Consider the following 16,377-nt stretch of genomic DNA (forward strand, 5'->3'; position numbering starts at 1 on the left):
GAAAAGAAAAACCCCATCCGGTCTGAAGAACCGGATGGGGATATATATTAACCGCGAGCAGCCGTATAACGCTTGTTGACTTCTTCCCAGTTTACAACGTTCCAGAAGGCTGCGATATAGTCCGGACGCTTGTTTTGATACTTGAGATAATATGCATGCTCCCAAACATCGAGTCCCAGAATCGGTGTCTGACCTTCCATCAGCGGGCTGTCTTGATTCGGTGTGCTGGTGATTTTCAGGTTGCCTGCGTTGTCAACAACCAACCATGCCCAACCGCTTCCGAAACGGCCTGCAGCCGCTTTGGAGAATTCTTCTTTAAACTTATCGAAGCTGCCGAAAGTGCTGTTGATCGCATCAGCAACCGCACCGGTCGGTTGTCCGCCGCCGTTCGGGCTCATGATTTGCCAGAAGAGCGTGTGGTTTGCGTGTCCGCCGCCATTGTTGCGTACCGCAGTACGGATCGACTCAGGAACGCTTTCGATCGATTTCAACAGATCTTCAACGCTTTTGTTTTGCAGATCTGCATGTCCTTCCAGAGCGGCATTCAGGTTATTCACATAAGTAGCATGGTGTCTGTCATGATGGATGATCATCGTTTGTTCATCGATGTGGGGCTCGAGAGCATTGTAAGCGTATGGAAGTGGCGGTAATTGATGTGCCATGTAAAAACTCCTCCTATGTAGATAGTTTGAGATCGTACTCCATTATTCTATCTCATCCAGGATAAAAAATACCAATTTAGTTTTTATACGTAACCATGCGAAAACTTGTTAAAATAGCTCCGATTTGGCAACATATTCGGATATTCATTCACGAGACGAAAATGCGCGCAAAAATGAAAAACAGGAGTGAATTATCTGTTATCTAATTCAAATATTATATGATAATAATTTTAATCTGATGGGTATAAAACAAATTCCGGGTGAGCTTCATGCTATATGTTCGTGGAGACGTATGAAAAATTTTTGAAATACATTCATGTCCTCGAAGGGACATGCTTTTTTGTATTATAATAAAAACAAAAGAGATTTCAGAAGCATGCATTTCCTTGTGATGAAAACGAGGAGGTACTTGAACATGAAGAAGTTGATTGGATGGCTTTTAGCCCTGGTTATAGCTTTTGGAACGATTGGAGCAAGTTCCGCATATGCGGCGAGCACTAAAGGTTCTTTTAGTGGCAGCATCAAATCGCCCTCCGTATCTCAGTTCAGTTCGGGTTCAAAGACATACAGTTCCGGAAAGAGATCGCCTTCCGGCAATGTGACGCAATCGCCTAACACCCAAAACCCATATTCATACTCACAGCCGCAGCCCCGCTCTTCTTTCTTCGGAAGCGGCATCGGTCATTTCCTGGGCGGTATGGCTGCAGGTGCGTTGGTCAGTTCCTTATTCTCCCATATGCTGCATCCTTTCGGCGGTTTCGGTCATGGCTTCTCTCTTTGGGGACTCTTGTTCGACGCATTGATCGCTTTTGTGCTCTATAAACTGATTCGCCGTTTCGTTTGGAGGTAATGTATGAAAATCTTTTTCGAAGAACAGGATCTAGTCGATTCCGTGTGTGTGTTCACGGCAATACGCCACGGATTGAGACCGGAGAATCTGCAAGTCGAGCTCTTTTTCGAAGAACAAAAAGGTTTTTCCGCCGTCGCCACAAGCGGGAATGGAATGCTGCAATATCGTTTGAACGAACAGGATCTCATCGACTCCGTTGCGGTTTATCTCAGAGATTATCATCGATTTGATCCACACCGACTGACCGTAGAGTTGTTCTTTGAACCGGACAAGGGATTTTGGGCGATCGTTGAACAGGCTTACAGATAGTTGGCGGGGTGCTTCGAAGCGCTTAAAAGGTTCTTCCTTCACAAAGGCGGAACCTTTTTTATTGAGGCACCCCCATAATTGCTTGTGAAATAATCGGATGATGTGGTAGGTGTCTTTGGGCATGAACAAAAGCCGCCTTGTACGGGCGGCATTTTTAGAATGGGAGGGGTATACTCGTTGGGCTGTGGTATTCCTTCTCCTTATTGAACTAGCTCTTTTCATTTGCTAGATTTACTAAGATTATATGTAGCTCGATCAAAAAGAGTGCGGCCAAGCTCTCCGCGATCGCATATTCTTTTAACAAACGATTGAAAAAGAGGTGATCGCCGACTCTGCGGGTATGAAAACGAAAAGCATTCGTTCTTGTAATCGAATGGAAGGAATAAAAAATGAAGCAGTCGACTATAGAATCGTTCATCCGCTATAATAAACAATAAGGGTAACGTTTCAGTACGTGAAATCAGGTTTCATAAAAGGAGCTATTGAACATGAACGCATTTAAAGAAAGTATGTTAAAACTAATCATTGAAACATCAACGAATCTTCCTTCCGATGTGCGTCGTGCCATCGCGCAGGCACAATTGAAAGAAGAAATCGGAACTCGTGCGTCACTGGCATTCTCGACGATCGCGACGAATATTAAAATGGCGGAAGAAGGAGAGGCTCCGATCTGTCAGGATACAGGAATGCCGACTTTCTTCATTCATTGCCCTGTAGGCGCCAACCAGATCGAAATGAAAAAAGCGATTCGAGAAGCTGTCGCAGAAGCAACGAAACTGGGCAAACTGCGCCCCAATTCAGTTGATTCGTTAACGGGGAAAAACTCTGGTGATAACCTGGGAGAAGGTACGCCTGTCATTCATTTTGAACAATGGGAAAAGGATTACGTGGATGTACGTTTGATCCTTAAGGGTGGCGGTTGTGAAAACAAAAACATCCAGTATTCATTACCCTGTGAACTTGAAGGTTTAGGAAAAGCGGGACGCGACCTGGATGGAATCCGCAAATGCATTATGCATGCGGTTTATCAGGCTCAAGGACAAGGCTGCTCCGCCGGCTTTATCGGTGTAGGTATCGGAGGGGATCGCACCACCGGGTATGAGCTAGCGAAAGAGCAACTCTTGCGCCCTGTCGATGATGTCAATCCGAACGAAGACCTGCGCAAGCTGGAAGAATACATTATGGAGAATGCCAACCGCCTGGCAATCGGTACGATGGGTTTTGGCGGTAACGTAACTTTACTTGGATGCAAGATCGGAGCCATGAACCGATTGCCCGCTTCGTTCTTTGTCTCCGTCGCTTACAACTGCTGGGCTTTCAGACGCCTCGGCGTAATTATCGATCCTGAAACCGGAAAGATCAAAGAATGGCTTTATAAAGATGAAGTTTCCCCTGAGGAGAATCCTGTAGAAGCGACATCTAACGAGACGGCAAAGCCAGTTGTTTTACAGGCGCCGATCACCGAAGAGCAAATCCGTTCTTTGAAAGTGGGAGATGTTGTCATCATCAACGGCTCTATGCACACGGGACGTGACGCTTTGCATAAGTATCTGATGGATCATGACTCACCCGTTGATCTGAATGGACAAATCATTTACCACTGCGGTCCTGTGATGTTGAAAGACGAGAACGGCAAATGGCATGTAAAAGCGGCAGGTCCGACGACTTCCATCCGTGAAGAACCTTATCAAGCGGACATCATTAAGAAATTCGGTATTCGCGCCGTCATCGGAAAAGGCGGAATGGGCAAGAAGACGCTGGAAGGACTGAAGGAATTCGGTGCCGTGTATTTAAATGCCATCGGCGGTGCGGCACAATATTACGCCAAATGTGTAAAAGATGTCGAAGGCGTTCACTTCCTGGAAGAATTTGGTATCCCGGAAGCGATGTGGCATTTACAGGTCGAAGGATTTGCAGCGATTGTCACGATGGATTCCCATGGCAACTCGTTGCATGCTGACGTAGAAGAAATTTCTAAGAAACGTTTGACTGAGTTTGCTGAACCTGTATTTGTATGAGAGTGTAAACGATAGATGGAAGGCTCGTATTTCCCATACGGGCCTTTTTTGGAGTGATTTTATGAGAAAAGTAGGTACGTTGACCAGTGGTTTAACGTTATTGACCCTTGGGATCGTCATCTTGATCGATGTGATTGGAAAAAAACAATGGTTCTATAAAATCATTCCATTTTGGCCGGTCATTCTTGTAGGGTTAGGTTTGGAAATCCTCTGGTACCTTCTCACGATGAAACGTCATGGCGTTACGGAAGCGATTCGCATCGATGCCCGCAGCCTTGCTTTGTTAAGTTTGGTTGGAGTGTTCGCGATCGCTTTCTATACGACGTCGATCCAGGCGGGACAAGTTCAGCTCTCCGTCGCTGCCATGAAGAATGTGATTCAAGAATCTTTCGGGGAAAAAGTCATTTCTTTGCCAGACCTTCAATACCCCGTTGAGAATACCAAACGGATCGAGTTGAACAACCGGGTAGGGAAAGTGAACGTAGTAAGCACAGATAGCAAACAGGTTAAAATACGTATCAACGTTCATGTCAAAGGACTCGAAAGTGATGTTGCACAACAGGAAGCAAAAAAATGGATGCCTCAGATCACACAGGGGACATCCTTGCGAATCGAAGAAGATCCATCCATTTTTAATAACCAATCGAAAATTTCCGGGATCGATTTTCAATTGGAAGTTCCTAAAAATTTGACATTACAGATCGTTTCCTATTCGGGGGATCTGTCTGTAACAGACTATACGGGCGATATCATCGTGATGAATCAAATGGGGAAAATTTCTCTCGAACGCGTCCGAGGGAATATACAGATTTCCGGTGAAGATTCGCAAGTGGCTGTTCGCGGAGTTACCGGCAATGCGGTTGTCAATGTTCGATCAAGTTCGATCGATGCGAATGATATCACAGGTGCTTTCAACGGGACATCCCAATTCGGGGATATCCAAGTTTCAAAGATTGGCGGGAACGTTTCCGCCGAAAGCCAAAACGGTCGGGTGATCCTGAATGATATCAGTGGCGACGCATCGGTAAAAACGCAGATCGGGGATATCCAGGCAAATGGGATGAAGGGTGCGTTACAATTATTTGCGGAAAACGGGAATATTAACATTGAGAGTGAAGTTCGAAACAATTGGAATGTAACGGCTACGCGCGGAATGATCTCTTTAAAGATCCCTAAAGACTCGAATATCCAATTTTCCGGTGAAACCAAGCGAGGGATCGTCAAAGGCCCTACAAAAACGAACGCTGATGCAAACGGCGCCAGTGTTAGCGAGAAAATGGGCGCGGGAACCTATTCCGTGAAAGCACATTCGGACGACGGGGCTATCACGGTTACTACTTCATAAAAGTGTTGTTGCACACCCCCTTAGGGGTGTGCAACAACATTTACTCTTTCACTGCATCGATGACCGTCTGAGCGAGCTTGGCCATGTCGGTATTTCCACCAGAATTGCGGCGGCGCATCATTTCCCAGGCAGTGATGCCGATACCCGCTCCAAGGAGCATTGCTGTCATGGTGCCCATTCCGCGGTTTCGCCTGCGTGGAACCATGTCCATCACTTCATCGACAAATCCCCACATGAACAACACCCCCTCGATGAATAGTGTGCACAAAAGTTTTTCAACGATGCGATGATAGCCATGTGGTAATATGCTACAATTAATGTAACCAATGATAAAGATAGTGTGGGGATCTATAATGTACTACTCAGAGAATGAGCTACACCTAAAAATTGTCCGATCGATCTTTCGAATTCATAATATGCTGATTCGTCACGGAAGCAGTGACCGGTTAGCCGGCGCTTTCGGGCTGTCCCAACAGCAGTGGTCTCTGTTATCCGTACTTGCCGACGCGCCCGATGGGATGAAAATGACCGATTTAGGCAAGCTGCTGATGGTGACAAAAGCGAATATGACAGGTATGATCGATCGCTTGGAAAGAGACGGCTATGTGAAACGGGTTCCCGATCCCAATGACCGTCGTGTGACCTATGTCGTCTTATTGGAAAAAGGACGGGCGTTTCTTGCCGATATTAAAAAACCGAAAGAAGATTTCATGCATGAGGTTTTTTCATCTTTTTCCACAGATGAGAAGATACAATTTCATCATATGTTAGAACGCATGTTCCGAACACTGGACGAACTGTAGGATAAGTAGACGGCGATGGAGAGTATAAGATCTTATCAAAAGGAGATGTTACAATGCTCGACTCCCGTGTGGAAAAATTAGCCGAATTATTAATCAACTACTCAGTGGAACTTAAACCTGGAGAAAATGTTTTAATCGAAGGGTTTGGCGTAGATCCCATGATCATCCGCGAATTGGTACGCAAAGCTCATCAGGCTGGAGGTCATCCCTTCGTACATATCAGAGATCATTCCATTATCCGACAATTGTTGCTTGATGCCTCAGAGGAACAAATCGATCTCTGGGCGGCGCAAGATCGGGCGCTCATGGAACGCATGCATGCATACATTGGAGTGCGCGGGGGCAGCAATGTCTCCGAGTTAAGCGATGTGCCGGCAGATAAAATGAAACTCTATATGGAACGTTACAACCATGTGGTTCATAGTCAAGTCCGTGTAAAGAAAACCAAATGGGTTGTTTTGCGCTGGCCTAGCGGTTCGATGGCACAATTGGCGAATATGAGTACGGAAGCGTTTGAAGAATTTTATTTTCAGGTATGCACACTCGACTATAAGCGCATGTCGGAAGCGATGGATTCGTTACAAGATCTCATGAACAGGACGGATCGCGTGCGTATTGTAGGACCGGGAACAGACTTGACTTTCTCCATCAAAGGCATTGGAGCCGTCAAGTGTGATGGCCATCGTAACATTCCGGATGGTGAAGTGTACACGGCTCCCGTGAGGGATTCGGTCAATGGGGTCATTTCTTTCAATACGCCTTCTCCTTATCACGGGTTTACATTTGAAAATGTCCGCCTGGAGTTCGAAAACGGCAAGATTGTGAAAGCCAGTGCTAATGATACGAAACGGCTCGAAGACATTCTCAATACGGATGAAGGGGCTCGGTATATTGGCGAATTCTCCATAGCTGTGAATCCGTTCATACGCAAGCCGATGAAAGATATACTCTTCGATGAAAAGATTGACGGATCCTTTCACTTCACTCCCGGACAATGTTATGACGAGGCGTATAACGGCAATCAATCCGCAATTCATTGGGACATGGTTTGCATCCAGCGGCCGGAATACGGGGGCGGAGAGATTTGGTTCGATGACCGCTTGATCCGCAAGGATGGACGCTTTGTCATCCCGGAACTCATGGCTTTGAACCCGGAAAATTTGAAGTGATTCACGAAAAAGTCCCGGTTGGATAACAATCGGGACATCGTTCATTTTGAAAAAGGAGATTGATAAATTGATACAGGAACAAATCCGGAAGACACACAAAAAATTAGGGATCAAACAACTGTTAAAACGTCTGTTTTTCATTACCTTGGGAGCCGCATTCGTTTCAGTGGGATTGGAATTATTTCTTGTCCCAAATAAGATCATCGATGGCGGCATCGTCGGGATTTCGATCATATTCTCTTATCTCATAAATCTTCCTCTTGGAATTTTCACTTTTCTATTAAATTTGCCTTTTCTTTTTGTCGGTTACAGGCAGATTGGCAAAACGTTCGCGATATCTACATTGGTCGCAGTAGGATTGATGTCGTTCGGGACTTCTTTGTTACATCCTATACCTGTTTTTACCAATGACTTGTTACTAGCTTCCGTTTTTGGAGGGATCATCCTCGGGATGGGCGTGGGTCTCATCATCCGCTACGGGGGATCTCTCGATGGTACAGAGATCGTGGCGATCCTGTTAAACAGGAAATTGCCCTTTTCCGTCGGAGAAATCGTCATGTTTTTCAATATTTTTATCCTGGCCAGTGCCGGTTTTGTTTTTGGCTGGGATAAGGCGATGTATTCCTTGATCGCTTATTATGTAGCGTTCAAGATGATCGATCTGACGATTGAAGGATTTGAGGAGTCGAAAGCGGTTTGGATCATTTCCGACAATCCCAATGAGATTGCCGATGCGATCCTTGCAAGATTGGGCAGGGGTGTCACTTATCTCTACGGGCAGGGGGCTTATACGGAAGAGGAAAAGAAAGTCATCTATTGTGTGGTCACCAGGCTGGAAACATCCAAATTGAAAAGTATCGTCGAGGAAATCGATCCCGGATCTTTTGTCAGTATCGGAAACATCCACGAGACGATGGGCGGGCGTTTCAAGAAACGTGCGATCCACTAGGAAATTCTTCTCAGTTTTGTCAGGCGGGAGACAGACCCCACGAAGCCCAAGCGCAAAGAGGTAATTGTCAGATGTTTCCGCCAAACCACAAGTTTTTCAGGAACGATGGGTATCTGTCCATTGCAGTCTCCATCCATGGGCATACGATATAGGGATACAAACCCATGGAAGGGAGTAAGAAAAGGTATGGATAGGCGATGTAGAAAAAATTTCAATCACAAATTCGATGATAAGTACCCTGAACTTGCCTTAGGCGATCAGGGGAATGCCGTCATTCTCCTTCAATATCTTATGCAACAGTTGGGTATATACCAAGGGCAGATAGACGGGATCTTTTCTAAAGAAGTATACGATGCGGTACGGCGGCTTCAGGAACGGTATCGATCACCGGTAACGGGAACTGTCGATAAAGACGTTTGGCGATTGGTGCTTGAGATCGCTGTAGAAAGGGGATATTTGCTGACTGTGCCTGATCCCCAATGGGTAAACCGTTTTCAAACTTCCTATATTCCCTTGTTGCCCAATCCGCCAGGTATCAGACGGGAAACAGAAAGCCCAGCGGGGATACAGAAACAATCCGTGTCTTTGAAGGAAAATCCGTTCTCTGATTTCCCCGGTCAATCGAAAACAATGCAGCCCTCTAGGGTATCGGAGGAACAATCGCTGATGGATCAGCAGCGAGTGAATCTCACATGGCCGTTTATTTTGGGACCTCATGTGGCTCCTTATCTTACCGCTCCGGCTATCGGGAAAGCTTTTCCCCGTTACTTTCCAATCAATCCTTACGTGCCGTGTTTTCAGCACTATATATGGCAAACGATTCATCCCTTAGGAAAGTATTTCGTTCCGCAACCGCCATTCTATCCACACGATTGCGAATGGGATCGATAAGAACCGTATGATCACCCGTCGTTCGACGGGTTTTTTCTGTGGTATAATATTTTGGGAAAGGAGTCATCATCTTTTTTATGAAAAAAAGGTTGGCGGCAAACACTAAGATAGCAGATGTGTCATATCAAGAAGCCGCCCTGATCGGGCAACGATTGCTTACATGGTATGAAGAGAAAAAACGGGATCTCCCATGGAGGCGCACGCGGGATCCCTATAAAATTTGGGTGTCCGAGGTGATGTTGCAACAAACGCGTGTGGAAACAGTCATTCCCTATTGGGAACGTTTTATCGATAAGTTTCCCACGATACAAGCATTAGCTCATGCACCAGAGGAAGAAGTGCTCAAAGCCTGGGAGGGGCTTGGTTACTACTCGCGAGCACGGAATTTGCAAGCAGCTGTACGAGAAGTGGAAGAGAGATATGGAGGCCAAGTCCCTGATACGCTTGAAGAAATCTCCTCTTTGCCGGGAGTAGGTTCTTATACGGCAGGTGCCGTTCTCTCAATCGCCTATGATGTGGATGTGCCTGCTGTGGATGGAAACGTGTTACGCGTTCTCGCACGCCTCTTTCTCATCGAGCAAGATATCATGAAACAGCGCGTGCGCAAACGTTTTGAAGAACTGGCCGAATTTCTGATTCCTCCCGGAAGAGCGGCTTCGTTCAATCAGGCATTGATGGAGTTGGGAGCGACTGTATGCATTCCCAAGGTACCTCGTTGTCCGCAATGTCCGTTGCAATCGTTATGCAGAGCGTATGCGGAAGGGATGCAAGAAGAGCTTCCCGTGAAAGGCAAGAAAAAACCGCCTCGCCCCGTCGATCTGGTTACAGGGATTGTACGATCGGGAGATCGAGTGCTGATCGTGAAACGACCCCTGCAAGGATTGTTAGCTGGCATGTGGGAGTTTCCCAGTTTGGAAATAAATGAGCGGGTGACGATCGAGGAGAACCTCCAGTCGCTCTTCGATCGATTGGGCCAAAGGATCGAGGTAGAAACGTTTTTTGCCAAAGTGGAACATACATTCAGTCATATCCATTGGAATTTACATGCCTATTTGTGCAAACCAATCCTGCCGCTTGTTCCGGAAACGGAAGAGATGCGATGGGTCAACGTCTACGAGTTGCATCAGTATGCATTCCCTGTTGCACATACCAAACTCATCCAAGCTCTCAATGGAATGGTTTAAAGACTTAAGGAGATAGGAATGTGATAACGATGACCACCATTCGTGGATTCTTCGAATATCGCGTGGATCCGGCAAAGCGGGAAGATTATTTGAAACTGGTTCCCAAGATTCGGTCTATACAAACGAAATACGGACTGACAGCATATGAAATCATCGAAAGTGTTCAAAGAGAAAATCAATTTGTCGAGACATTCCGTGTGGAATCGATGGAAGCGTATCGGAGGATCGAGGAGAAACAAGAACTTGATCCGGAATATCTCGCCTGTCAGCAAGAACGAGATGCCTGTATTCTTGGCGGAAGAGGTACAATGAAAGTATGGTTCTTCCGTGACATTGTTTAGTATGAAAACCCTGTCAGTCGAAAAAGGAGAGAAGATAATGATTCAGATCTCTGATCGTGCCGCGGAAGTGATCAAAGAGATTCGCGCGGAACAAGGTGATGAACACCTAGATGTGCGCATTTCGGTCGTACCTGGTTGAGGGGGCGTAAGATGCCGTTTGACTCTGGATGAGTCAACTGAAAACGATCAAATTATGGAACAAAAAGGGATTACTTTCTTGCTTGATTCATTCGCTGTCGCCTATATCGAAAATGGCTTGACCATCGATTATGACGAATACGAAGATAACTTCATTGTACAAATCAAAGGAATTAAGGATTCCTGTTGTTAACATGGTGAACGATTCTATCCGTGGATAAAGCGGCGTATACTGCGGATAGAATGTTGTTCGAAAAGGGGGACAAACAGGGGCGGGCAGTTCGGGGATTTTTACAGATATAAACAAGCTAGGGATCGCTTTGCAAATTGAATGATAAGTGAAAACCACCAAATTTATTGGGAAAGGCGGGGTATGCATATGTATCCGTCAGGTTATTCAAGTGGACGACTCGTTTCGCAGCGTATAATGCCTACCTTGTTTATTAGTTTGTTGATTGCCGGGGTTGGTGTCTATATCGGTCAATATGTACCACGGGCTTTGTTCTTACCTCTTTCCATCGTGGAGCTCATCATGATCATTGCGGCCGTTTTTATTCGAAAGAGCCGTGCAGTTGGTTATGGATTTCTTTACAGCTTTACGTTCATTTCCGGTTTAACGATCTTCCCGGCAATCGCACATTATATCATTCAAATCGGCTTAGATAATGTACTCAAAGCATTCGGCGTCACCGTATTTGCGTTTGGTGTCGCTTCCTTCTACGCGTCGCGCACGAGGGCAAACTTTAATTTTCTCTCGGGTTTTCTGTTTATTGGCCTTTTGGCATTGCTTGGAATGGGGATTGTGAATATCTTCTGGCCATTTTCTCGTACCGTCGAGATGGTTTATAGCTTGCTTGGGATCTTCATCTTTATCGGCTACACACTGTTTGACATATCCCGGATAACAAATTATGGCGTGGCTGAGGAAGATGTTCCTTTCGTCGTTCTCTCCCTTTATCTTGATTTTGTAAACCTCTTCCTGTTCGTCCTGCGTTTAATGGGAGTCAATGTAAGACGTGACTGATCGAACGTCAGACCTTCTTGGAGCGCCCAAGAAGGTTCTTTCATGCAGACTACCGCAGCAAAATTCTGACCTTTCAATTTCATAACTGATGAAAAGTTCCTTGGTTGTGGATACCACTTTGCAGCGAGGAAGCGAGCTTGAAAGTCGTCTCGCAAAACCTGCAATTTTTAAAAAGCGAGACGACTTTCACCGAGCCCGATCGCAAAGTGGTATCCACAAATAATCTACAAGTTTTTTAAAGTAGGTCGAATAAAAAATGAGGGGTAAACATTCACGAAAAATTTATCAACAAGTAGCGAAAGAAATCATTCATATGATCGAAACTGGGCGGCTGAATCCCGGAGACAAGCTCCCTCCGCTGGTTGAACTTGCGAAAATGTTTGGAGTCAGTCGCGCGACGGTACGGGAGGCGTTCTCCACTCTTCAAGGGATGGGGCTTATCGCTTTGCGCCACGGTGAAGGCACATTCGTGCAAAAGATTGAATTGCAAACCATGATCCAACAGCCTATGAACGCTGCTTTGTTGCTCGGACTCAATGAATTGACCAGTCTACATGAAGTGAGGGAACTTTTGGAGACGGGCGCTTGTAGAATGGCGGCCGCTCGCGCCACCCATGAAGACATACTCGCCATTGAAGAGGCGCTTCAAGCGTTCGCGTCAGTCGATGAAGATGAAGAAACTTTGGTACAGGCTGACCTTTCTTTTCACCTGGCAGTCGCGCAGGGAACGAAAAACCTTGTCTTAATCAACCTGATGCAAGTCATGGCGGAAGCATTGAAAAGTATCGTTCGCATGCAATTGGCGCTTGTTCCCCACCGTCTGATGGTTATGGATTATCGCGAGATTACCGACGCCATAAAAGCACGCGAAGGAGAGCGGGCACAGAATGCAATGGGTATCTATTTGCAACGGGTGAAAGAGGCGATTGATTCAAGCAAGAAACGACAGGGTAGCAAGTGAAAGACCGGGTTACCACTACCCGGTCTTTCCTCTTATTGTTTGCAGCCTCCACAGATTACCTCAACCTCTGCACAAGCTTCACGATACAATGATTCGAATTGATTGATCTCGTTTTCAACTGAATAAAATGTTTCGACGGTCAGGCGTCCCGCTTCGCCAAGGCGCGCACGCAACTCGCTATCAAGAATTAGTGTTCTTGCTTTTTCAGCAAGTTCGTCGGCATCACGGAAGAGCAAACCGTTTTTCCCATCTTCTATCAGATCAATATTTCCGGGTACGTGTGAAGCGAGAACAGGCTTACGCAAAGACATCGCTTCAAGCAAGGCATGTGAGAGGCCCTCTGACTTCGATGTATTCATGACGACATCGGAGACTTTCATCAATGCGGGCATCTCTTCATGAGGAACCTCGCCCAAATATTTCATCCATTCGCTTTCCGCAAGTTTTGTCTCCAGCAGTGAAAAGAGTTTCTCATCCATCCGTGGGCCGGCGAGGACGAAACGGATTTGCGGAAACTCTTTATGAATGCTGCTTAGTGGTTCATAAGCAAACAAAGGGTCTTTCACGGGCCGAATCCCTGCCGGAAGCAGAAAGATGAAATCATCTTGTCCGAAGCCGTACTCTTCACGGCTTTTCGTTGATCCCTGAGGGAGATCTACCCCAAGATTGATGACGACTGCTTTTCCTGCAACTTCCGGTAAAGCTTCGATCAATTCGTTCCGCGCGGAATGTGTTAAAACGATGATCCTTGAGGCATAGTGAAGTACATCAAGCATCATTTCATGGGTATCCGCCTGATAAAAATATTCATTCACATCCGTTCCCGTAATCGTCAGTATCATGGGTTTATGCAACCGCTTCAGATCAGGCAGCACACGACAGCCCGTGCGATATGCATTATAGACATGAACAAGATCGGCTTGAGCAAAATCGTTTTCCGTGACTTGATCGGCATTGACAATATGAATGCGGATCCCGCGTGGCGCCAAACCGCGCTTCAATCGATGGGAGTACGTGACGTTGCCGCCTGATGCGGGTTGCCCTGGGGGAAGGATCAAAAGAACGTTCATATAACCTCGTTCCTTTCCATGAAAAACCTTGAAAATGATCGGGGTGTACCCTCTGAATCATCAGAGAAAAACTTCATCCATGTTCTTCTCTTGCTGTCAAAAAGACAAGAATGTTATCATGATCAACAGACAGGCCATCAAGCACGATGAGGGGGGAATACGATGGCACAGCAAAGTCCGATGCCCGCAAAATTTCGAGTGATGTTTTTCATTCTCGCGCTCAGCGTGATGTCTTGCTTTGCAGCCGTTGGGATCATGTTCTCGGAACAACGTTATCCGCTTGTTCTTCTGTTTTTATTTCTCGGGTTGATGCTTGCTGGTTTCGGCTTCATGACTCGCAAGAAACTTTTGTTGCGGCTGGTAGGACCCAAGCCCAAAAAATAAAGGAAGAAAATTGGGGGAGCCTTTTCATGGGTTTCCCCATGCTGTTTGTAGCCGGTCTGACGTTATCCATACGCCTAATGTACGTACTTTATTGCTTAATCATGTATTGCGGCATTCTTATTGAAGATGATTGTCTCGTTGTATCGGAGTTTTGTCAAGGGATTTGCTGTGATAGGGAGGCGGTCGGATGGAAGAACGGAAACGTTTAATCTTCATTGTCGACGACGATGAAACCGTTCGTATGATCATGGAACGTTATTTACAAGCGGAGGGGTTTAGGGTACAAACGTTTGCTCTGGCAGAAGATGCCCTGGAGGCCTGGGAGCGGGAAGCGCCCGATATGTTCATCATCGATATCATGATGCCTGGAGTCGACGGATATGAGTTGTGCCGAAGGATTCGAGCCAGAAGCATGGTTCCCATCATCATGGTATCCGCGAAAGATGATGAGGTTGATAAAATTGTAGGTTTGGAATTGGGATCCGATGATTATCTTTCCAAACCGTTTTCCCCGCGTGAACTGGTGGTGCGCGTGAAAACGATGTTCCGTCGAATCGACGCCATGTTATCGGGAAAAGTTGAAACTGAAAAACAGCCGGTTTTGCAGATCGGAGATTTGAAATTGTATCTGGACGAACGAAGAATTACGAAAGAGGATACGGAGATTTCGCTCACAACAAAAGAGTATGACCTCTTCTCCTACCTTGCCACCAATCGAAACAAGGCATTTACACGTGAACAGTTACTCAATCAAGTATGGGGGTATGATTATATCGGCGACGAGCGGGCCATCGATGATCTCGTAAAGCGACTTCGAAAAAAATTAAGAGCTGCCGACTCATCCGTTGAAATCAAAACGGTGTGGGGTTATGGATATAAGTTGGAAGGGTAAAATGATGAAAAAGACGATCGGAAAAAAACTGGTTTATACGTATTTACTGTTGATCATCTTTACTCTCTCCGTTTCTGGCACATTATTCTATGCCATGATCAAACAATTCTTGGTCAATGAAGCGATGCGGACATTGCATACGGAAGCAAACAATTTGGTTAAAGTGTTCGGCAGTTCGGGTGTAGATGAACTGCCGATACGCAGAAAGGTGTTGTCGCTGATTATTGAAAGCGACTATTTGATCGTGGATAAAAGCGATCAAAGGATCGTGCAGTCAGGAAGGAATATTCCTAAGGGAATACGCTTTCCTGTGGAATTGAAAGACGTTTTCATAAACGGTGAAGAAATGGAAGGAATGAGCGTATTCAGAGGAGAAGACATCGTGTATGTCGCTTTGCCCATGTATTCGGAAAAAACGGGACAAGTGACGCGTGCGCTCGTTTTGTTGACGGATCTGCAACAAATTCGCAGCTCCACTCAAAACATCCTTTTCGTGTTACTCAAAGGTTTTTCCATTACTCTTCCCATCATGTTTGTGATTGCTTATGTGATGATGCGGTCACTCACGCGTCCGTTACAGGTTTTGCGTCAGGCGGTTGGCCGATTGGCGAACCGCGATTTTACCCCACCTGAAATCGTGAGAAGCGGTGATGAACTGGAAGCTCTCTCTCGTGAATTCAGAAGGATGACGTTTGCGCTCAAGCATTACGATGAAGCGCAACGGCGATTTCTACAAAATGCTTCCCATGAGTTAAAAACCCCGTTGATGGCTATTCAGGGCTATGCGGAAGGAATACGCGACGGTATCTTTCGTGATGAAGAAGCCGACAAAGGGCTAGAAGTCATCACGAGAGAGAGCAAGCGTCTGAAAAAGATTGTGGATGAATTAATCTACTTATCCAAATTGGAAACGATGGACGATATGTACGATCGGAAACCGGAAGATCTCAAGGAAATCATTCAGGAATGCGCAATAGGAGTGGAGAGTATCGCGCGGCAAAAAGGCGTGCATATCACGACACAAACAGAGGAATGTCCGGCCTTGTTGCTGGATCGGGATAAAATCTCTCAGGCGATCATAAACTTATTGGCTAACGGAATCCGGCACGCCCGCCAAACGGTAGCCATTCGCTTATCTCGTTTACCGCATGGGATCCGCATTACGATCGAAGATGATGGACCAGGTTTACGTGAAGAAGATATGAATCGCATATTTGAACGTTTCTTTCATGGAGATACCGGGGATACCGGTCTTGGACTGGCCATCACGCGTGCCATCATCGAAAAAAGCGGGGGGACGATCACCGCGGGAAATCGTGAAGAAGGAGGAGCGGTGTTTGCTATCGAGTTTCTGAACATCTAGGAAAGTCGAAGCCTTACTTACATG

19 protein-coding genes are annotated in these 16,377 nt (G+C 46.1%); 16 read left to right on the top strand and 3 right to left on the bottom strand.

All coding sequences use genetic code 11. The features are described from left to right. Nucleotides 1–47: 47 nt before the first annotated feature. The gene (locus tag DNHGIG_RS12255) at nucleotides 48–662 is read right to left on the bottom strand and encodes a superoxide dismutase (protein WP_282199847.1); all 615 of its coding nucleotides are present in this window, start codon (nucleotides 660–662) and stop codon (nucleotides 48–50) included. 415 nt (nucleotides 663–1,077) lie between these two features. On the opposite strand from DNHGIG_RS12255, the gene DNHGIG_RS12260 reads away from it, so the two are divergent. From DNHGIG_RS12260 to DNHGIG_RS12275, 4 genes are all read left to right on the top strand, one after another. After that, complete coding sequence (locus DNHGIG_RS12260) at nucleotides 1,078–1,512, top strand: hypothetical protein (protein ID WP_282199848.1); 435 nt, start codon at nucleotides 1,078–1,080, stop codon at nucleotides 1,510–1,512. 3 nt (nucleotides 1,513–1,515) lie between these two features. Next, on the top strand, nucleotides 1,516–1,821 hold the full coding sequence (locus DNHGIG_RS12265; RefSeq protein ID WP_282199849.1) for a DUF2653 family protein: 306 nt from the start codon (nucleotides 1,516–1,518) through the stop codon (nucleotides 1,819–1,821). A 488-nt stretch (nucleotides 1,822–2,309) separates the two neighbouring features. Continuing rightward, nucleotides 2,310–3,839, top strand: a complete 1,530-nt coding sequence (locus tag DNHGIG_RS12270) for a fumarate hydratase (RefSeq protein ID WP_282199850.1) — start codon at nucleotides 2,310–2,312, stop codon at nucleotides 3,837–3,839. A 61-nt stretch (nucleotides 3,840–3,900) separates the two neighbouring features. Next, a complete protein-coding gene (locus tag DNHGIG_RS12275; RefSeq protein ID WP_282199851.1) occupies nucleotides 3,901–5,184 on the top strand; it encodes a DUF4097 family beta strand repeat-containing protein in 1,284 nt (427 codons plus the stop codon). 40 nt (nucleotides 5,185–5,224) lie between these two features. Here DNHGIG_RS12275 and DNHGIG_RS12280 read toward each other — a convergent pair whose 3' ends face one another. Then, entirely contained in the window at nucleotides 5,225–5,419 is a 195-nt protein-coding gene (locus DNHGIG_RS12280) for a hypothetical protein (protein ID WP_282199852.1), read from the bottom strand. Between the two features lie 118 nt (nucleotides 5,420–5,537). Between DNHGIG_RS12280 and DNHGIG_RS12285 the strand changes: the two genes are divergently transcribed. The 9 genes from DNHGIG_RS12285 to DNHGIG_RS12325 all read left to right on the top strand — a co-directional run bounded on the left by DNHGIG_RS12285 (nucleotide 5,538) and on the right by DNHGIG_RS12325 (nucleotide 12,644). Further along, on the top strand, nucleotides 5,538–5,987 hold the full coding sequence (locus tag DNHGIG_RS12285; protein WP_282199853.1) for a MarR family winged helix-turn-helix transcriptional regulator: 450 nt from the start codon (nucleotides 5,538–5,540) through the stop codon (nucleotides 5,985–5,987). Nucleotides 5,988–6,040: 53 nt separating this feature from the next. Beyond that, nucleotides 6,041–7,156 carry an aminopeptidase gene (locus DNHGIG_RS12290; RefSeq protein WP_282199854.1) on the top strand — a complete coding sequence of 372 codons (1,116 nt, stop codon included), beginning with the start codon at nucleotides 6,041–6,043 and terminating at the stop codon, nucleotides 7,154–7,156. A 67-nt stretch (nucleotides 7,157–7,223) separates the two neighbouring features. Continuing rightward, nucleotides 7,224–8,105: a YitT family protein gene (locus DNHGIG_RS12295; RefSeq protein WP_282199855.1), complete on the top strand. Its 882-nt coding sequence runs from the start codon at nucleotides 7,224–7,226 to the stop codon at nucleotides 8,103–8,105. Between the two features lie 186 nt (nucleotides 8,106–8,291). Next, nucleotides 8,292–8,996, top strand: coding sequence for a peptidoglycan-binding domain-containing protein (locus DNHGIG_RS12300; protein WP_282199856.1), 705 nt, complete (start codon nucleotides 8,292–8,294; stop codon nucleotides 8,994–8,996). A gap of 77 nt (nucleotides 8,997–9,073) precedes the next feature. Continuing rightward, a complete protein-coding gene (mutY, locus tag DNHGIG_RS12305) occupies nucleotides 9,074–10,180 on the top strand; it encodes an A/G-specific adenine glycosylase (RefSeq protein ID WP_282199857.1) in 1,107 nt (368 codons plus the stop codon). A 20-nt stretch (nucleotides 10,181–10,200) separates the two neighbouring features. Then, entirely contained in the window at nucleotides 10,201–10,521 is a 321-nt protein-coding gene (locus DNHGIG_RS12310; RefSeq protein WP_369414709.1) for a hypothetical protein, read from the top strand. Nucleotides 10,522–10,678: 157 nt separating this feature from the next. Continuing rightward, nucleotides 10,679–10,852: a hypothetical protein gene (locus DNHGIG_RS12315; RefSeq protein ID WP_282199858.1), complete on the top strand. Its 174-nt coding sequence runs from the start codon at nucleotides 10,679–10,681 to the stop codon at nucleotides 10,850–10,852. 186 nt (nucleotides 10,853–11,038) lie between these two features. Further along, a complete protein-coding gene (locus tag DNHGIG_RS12320) occupies nucleotides 11,039–11,683 on the top strand; it encodes a Bax inhibitor-1/YccA family protein (RefSeq protein WP_282199859.1) in 645 nt (214 codons plus the stop codon). 256 nt (nucleotides 11,684–11,939) lie between these two features. Next, nucleotides 11,940–12,644, top strand: a complete 705-nt coding sequence (locus DNHGIG_RS12325; RefSeq protein WP_282199860.1) for a FadR/GntR family transcriptional regulator — start codon at nucleotides 11,940–11,942, stop codon at nucleotides 12,642–12,644. Between the two features lie 32 nt (nucleotides 12,645–12,676). Here DNHGIG_RS12325 and DNHGIG_RS12330 read toward each other — a convergent pair whose 3' ends face one another. Next, nucleotides 12,677–13,714 (bottom strand): glycosyltransferase, encoded by a 1,038-nt coding sequence (locus tag DNHGIG_RS12330; RefSeq protein WP_282199861.1) that lies wholly within the window; start codon nucleotides 13,712–13,714, stop codon nucleotides 12,677–12,679. A 162-nt stretch (nucleotides 13,715–13,876) separates the two neighbouring features. Between DNHGIG_RS12330 and DNHGIG_RS12335 the strand changes: the two genes are divergently transcribed. From DNHGIG_RS12335 to DNHGIG_RS12345, 3 genes are all read left to right on the top strand, one after another. Continuing rightward, entirely contained in the window at nucleotides 13,877–14,098 is a 222-nt protein-coding gene (locus DNHGIG_RS12335; protein WP_282199862.1) for a DUF5325 family protein, read from the top strand. 187 nt (nucleotides 14,099–14,285) lie between these two features. Beyond that, nucleotides 14,286–14,990 (top strand): response regulator transcription factor, encoded by a 705-nt coding sequence (locus tag DNHGIG_RS12340; RefSeq protein WP_282199863.1) that lies wholly within the window; start codon nucleotides 14,286–14,288, stop codon nucleotides 14,988–14,990. A gap of 4 nt (nucleotides 14,991–14,994) precedes the next feature. Continuing rightward, nucleotides 14,995–16,353: a sensor histidine kinase gene (locus DNHGIG_RS12345; RefSeq protein ID WP_282199864.1), complete on the top strand. Its 1,359-nt coding sequence runs from the start codon at nucleotides 14,995–14,997 to the stop codon at nucleotides 16,351–16,353. The last annotated feature ends 24 nt before the right edge of the window (nucleotides 16,354–16,377 follow it).

Source organism: Collibacillus ludicampi (assembly GCF_023705585.1).
Taxonomy (GTDB): domain Bacteria; phylum Bacillota; class Bacilli; order Tumebacillales; family BOQE01; genus Collibacillus; species Collibacillus ludicampi.

What these genes read in the sequence shown, in the direction of transcription:
- DNHGIG_RS12260 (WP_282199848.1), top strand. Translation starts at nt 1,078, where the DNA reads ATGAAGAAGTTGATTGGATGGCTTTTAGCCCTGGTTATAGCTTTTGGA.
- DNHGIG_RS12270 (WP_282199850.1), top strand. Translation starts at nt 2,310, where the DNA reads ATGAACGCATTTAAAGAAAGTATGTTAAAACTAATCATTGAAACATCA.
- DNHGIG_RS12255 (WP_282199847.1), bottom strand. Translation starts at nt 662, where the DNA reads ATGGCACATCAATTACCGCCACTTCCATACGCTTACAATGCTCTCGAG.
- DNHGIG_RS12280 (WP_282199852.1), bottom strand. Translation starts at nt 5,419, where the DNA reads ATGTGGGGATTTGTCGATGAAGTGATGGACATGGTTCCACGCAGGCGA.
- DNHGIG_RS12345 (WP_282199864.1), top strand. Translation starts at nt 14,995, where the DNA reads ATGAAAAAGACGATCGGAAAAAAACTGGTTTATACGTATTTACTGTTG.
- mutY (WP_282199857.1), top strand. Translation starts at nt 9,074, where the DNA reads ATGAAAAAAAGGTTGGCGGCAAACACTAAGATAGCAGATGTGTCATAT.
- DNHGIG_RS12290 (WP_282199854.1), top strand. Translation starts at nt 6,041, where the DNA reads ATGCTCGACTCCCGTGTGGAAAAATTAGCCGAATTATTAATCAACTAC.
- DNHGIG_RS12320 (WP_282199859.1), top strand. Translation starts at nt 11,039, where the DNA reads ATGTATCCGTCAGGTTATTCAAGTGGACGACTCGTTTCGCAGCGTATA.
- DNHGIG_RS12325 (WP_282199860.1), top strand. Translation starts at nt 11,940, where the DNA reads ATGAGGGGTAAACATTCACGAAAAATTTATCAACAAGTAGCGAAAGAA.
- DNHGIG_RS12340 (WP_282199863.1), top strand. Translation starts at nt 14,286, where the DNA reads ATGGAAGAACGGAAACGTTTAATCTTCATTGTCGACGACGATGAAACC.
- DNHGIG_RS12330 (WP_282199861.1), bottom strand. Translation starts at nt 13,714, where the DNA reads ATGAACGTTCTTTTGATCCTTCCCCCAGGGCAACCCGCATCAGGCGGC.
- DNHGIG_RS12300 (WP_282199856.1), top strand. Translation starts at nt 8,292, where the DNA reads ATGGATAGGCGATGTAGAAAAAATTTCAATCACAAATTCGATGATAAG.
- DNHGIG_RS12335 (WP_282199862.1), top strand. Translation starts at nt 13,877, where the DNA reads ATGGCACAGCAAAGTCCGATGCCCGCAAAATTTCGAGTGATGTTTTTC.
- DNHGIG_RS12275 (WP_282199851.1), top strand. Translation starts at nt 3,901, where the DNA reads ATGAGAAAAGTAGGTACGTTGACCAGTGGTTTAACGTTATTGACCCTT.
- DNHGIG_RS12285 (WP_282199853.1), top strand. Translation starts at nt 5,538, where the DNA reads ATGTACTACTCAGAGAATGAGCTACACCTAAAAATTGTCCGATCGATC.
- DNHGIG_RS12265 (WP_282199849.1), top strand. Translation starts at nt 1,516, where the DNA reads ATGAAAATCTTTTTCGAAGAACAGGATCTAGTCGATTCCGTGTGTGTG.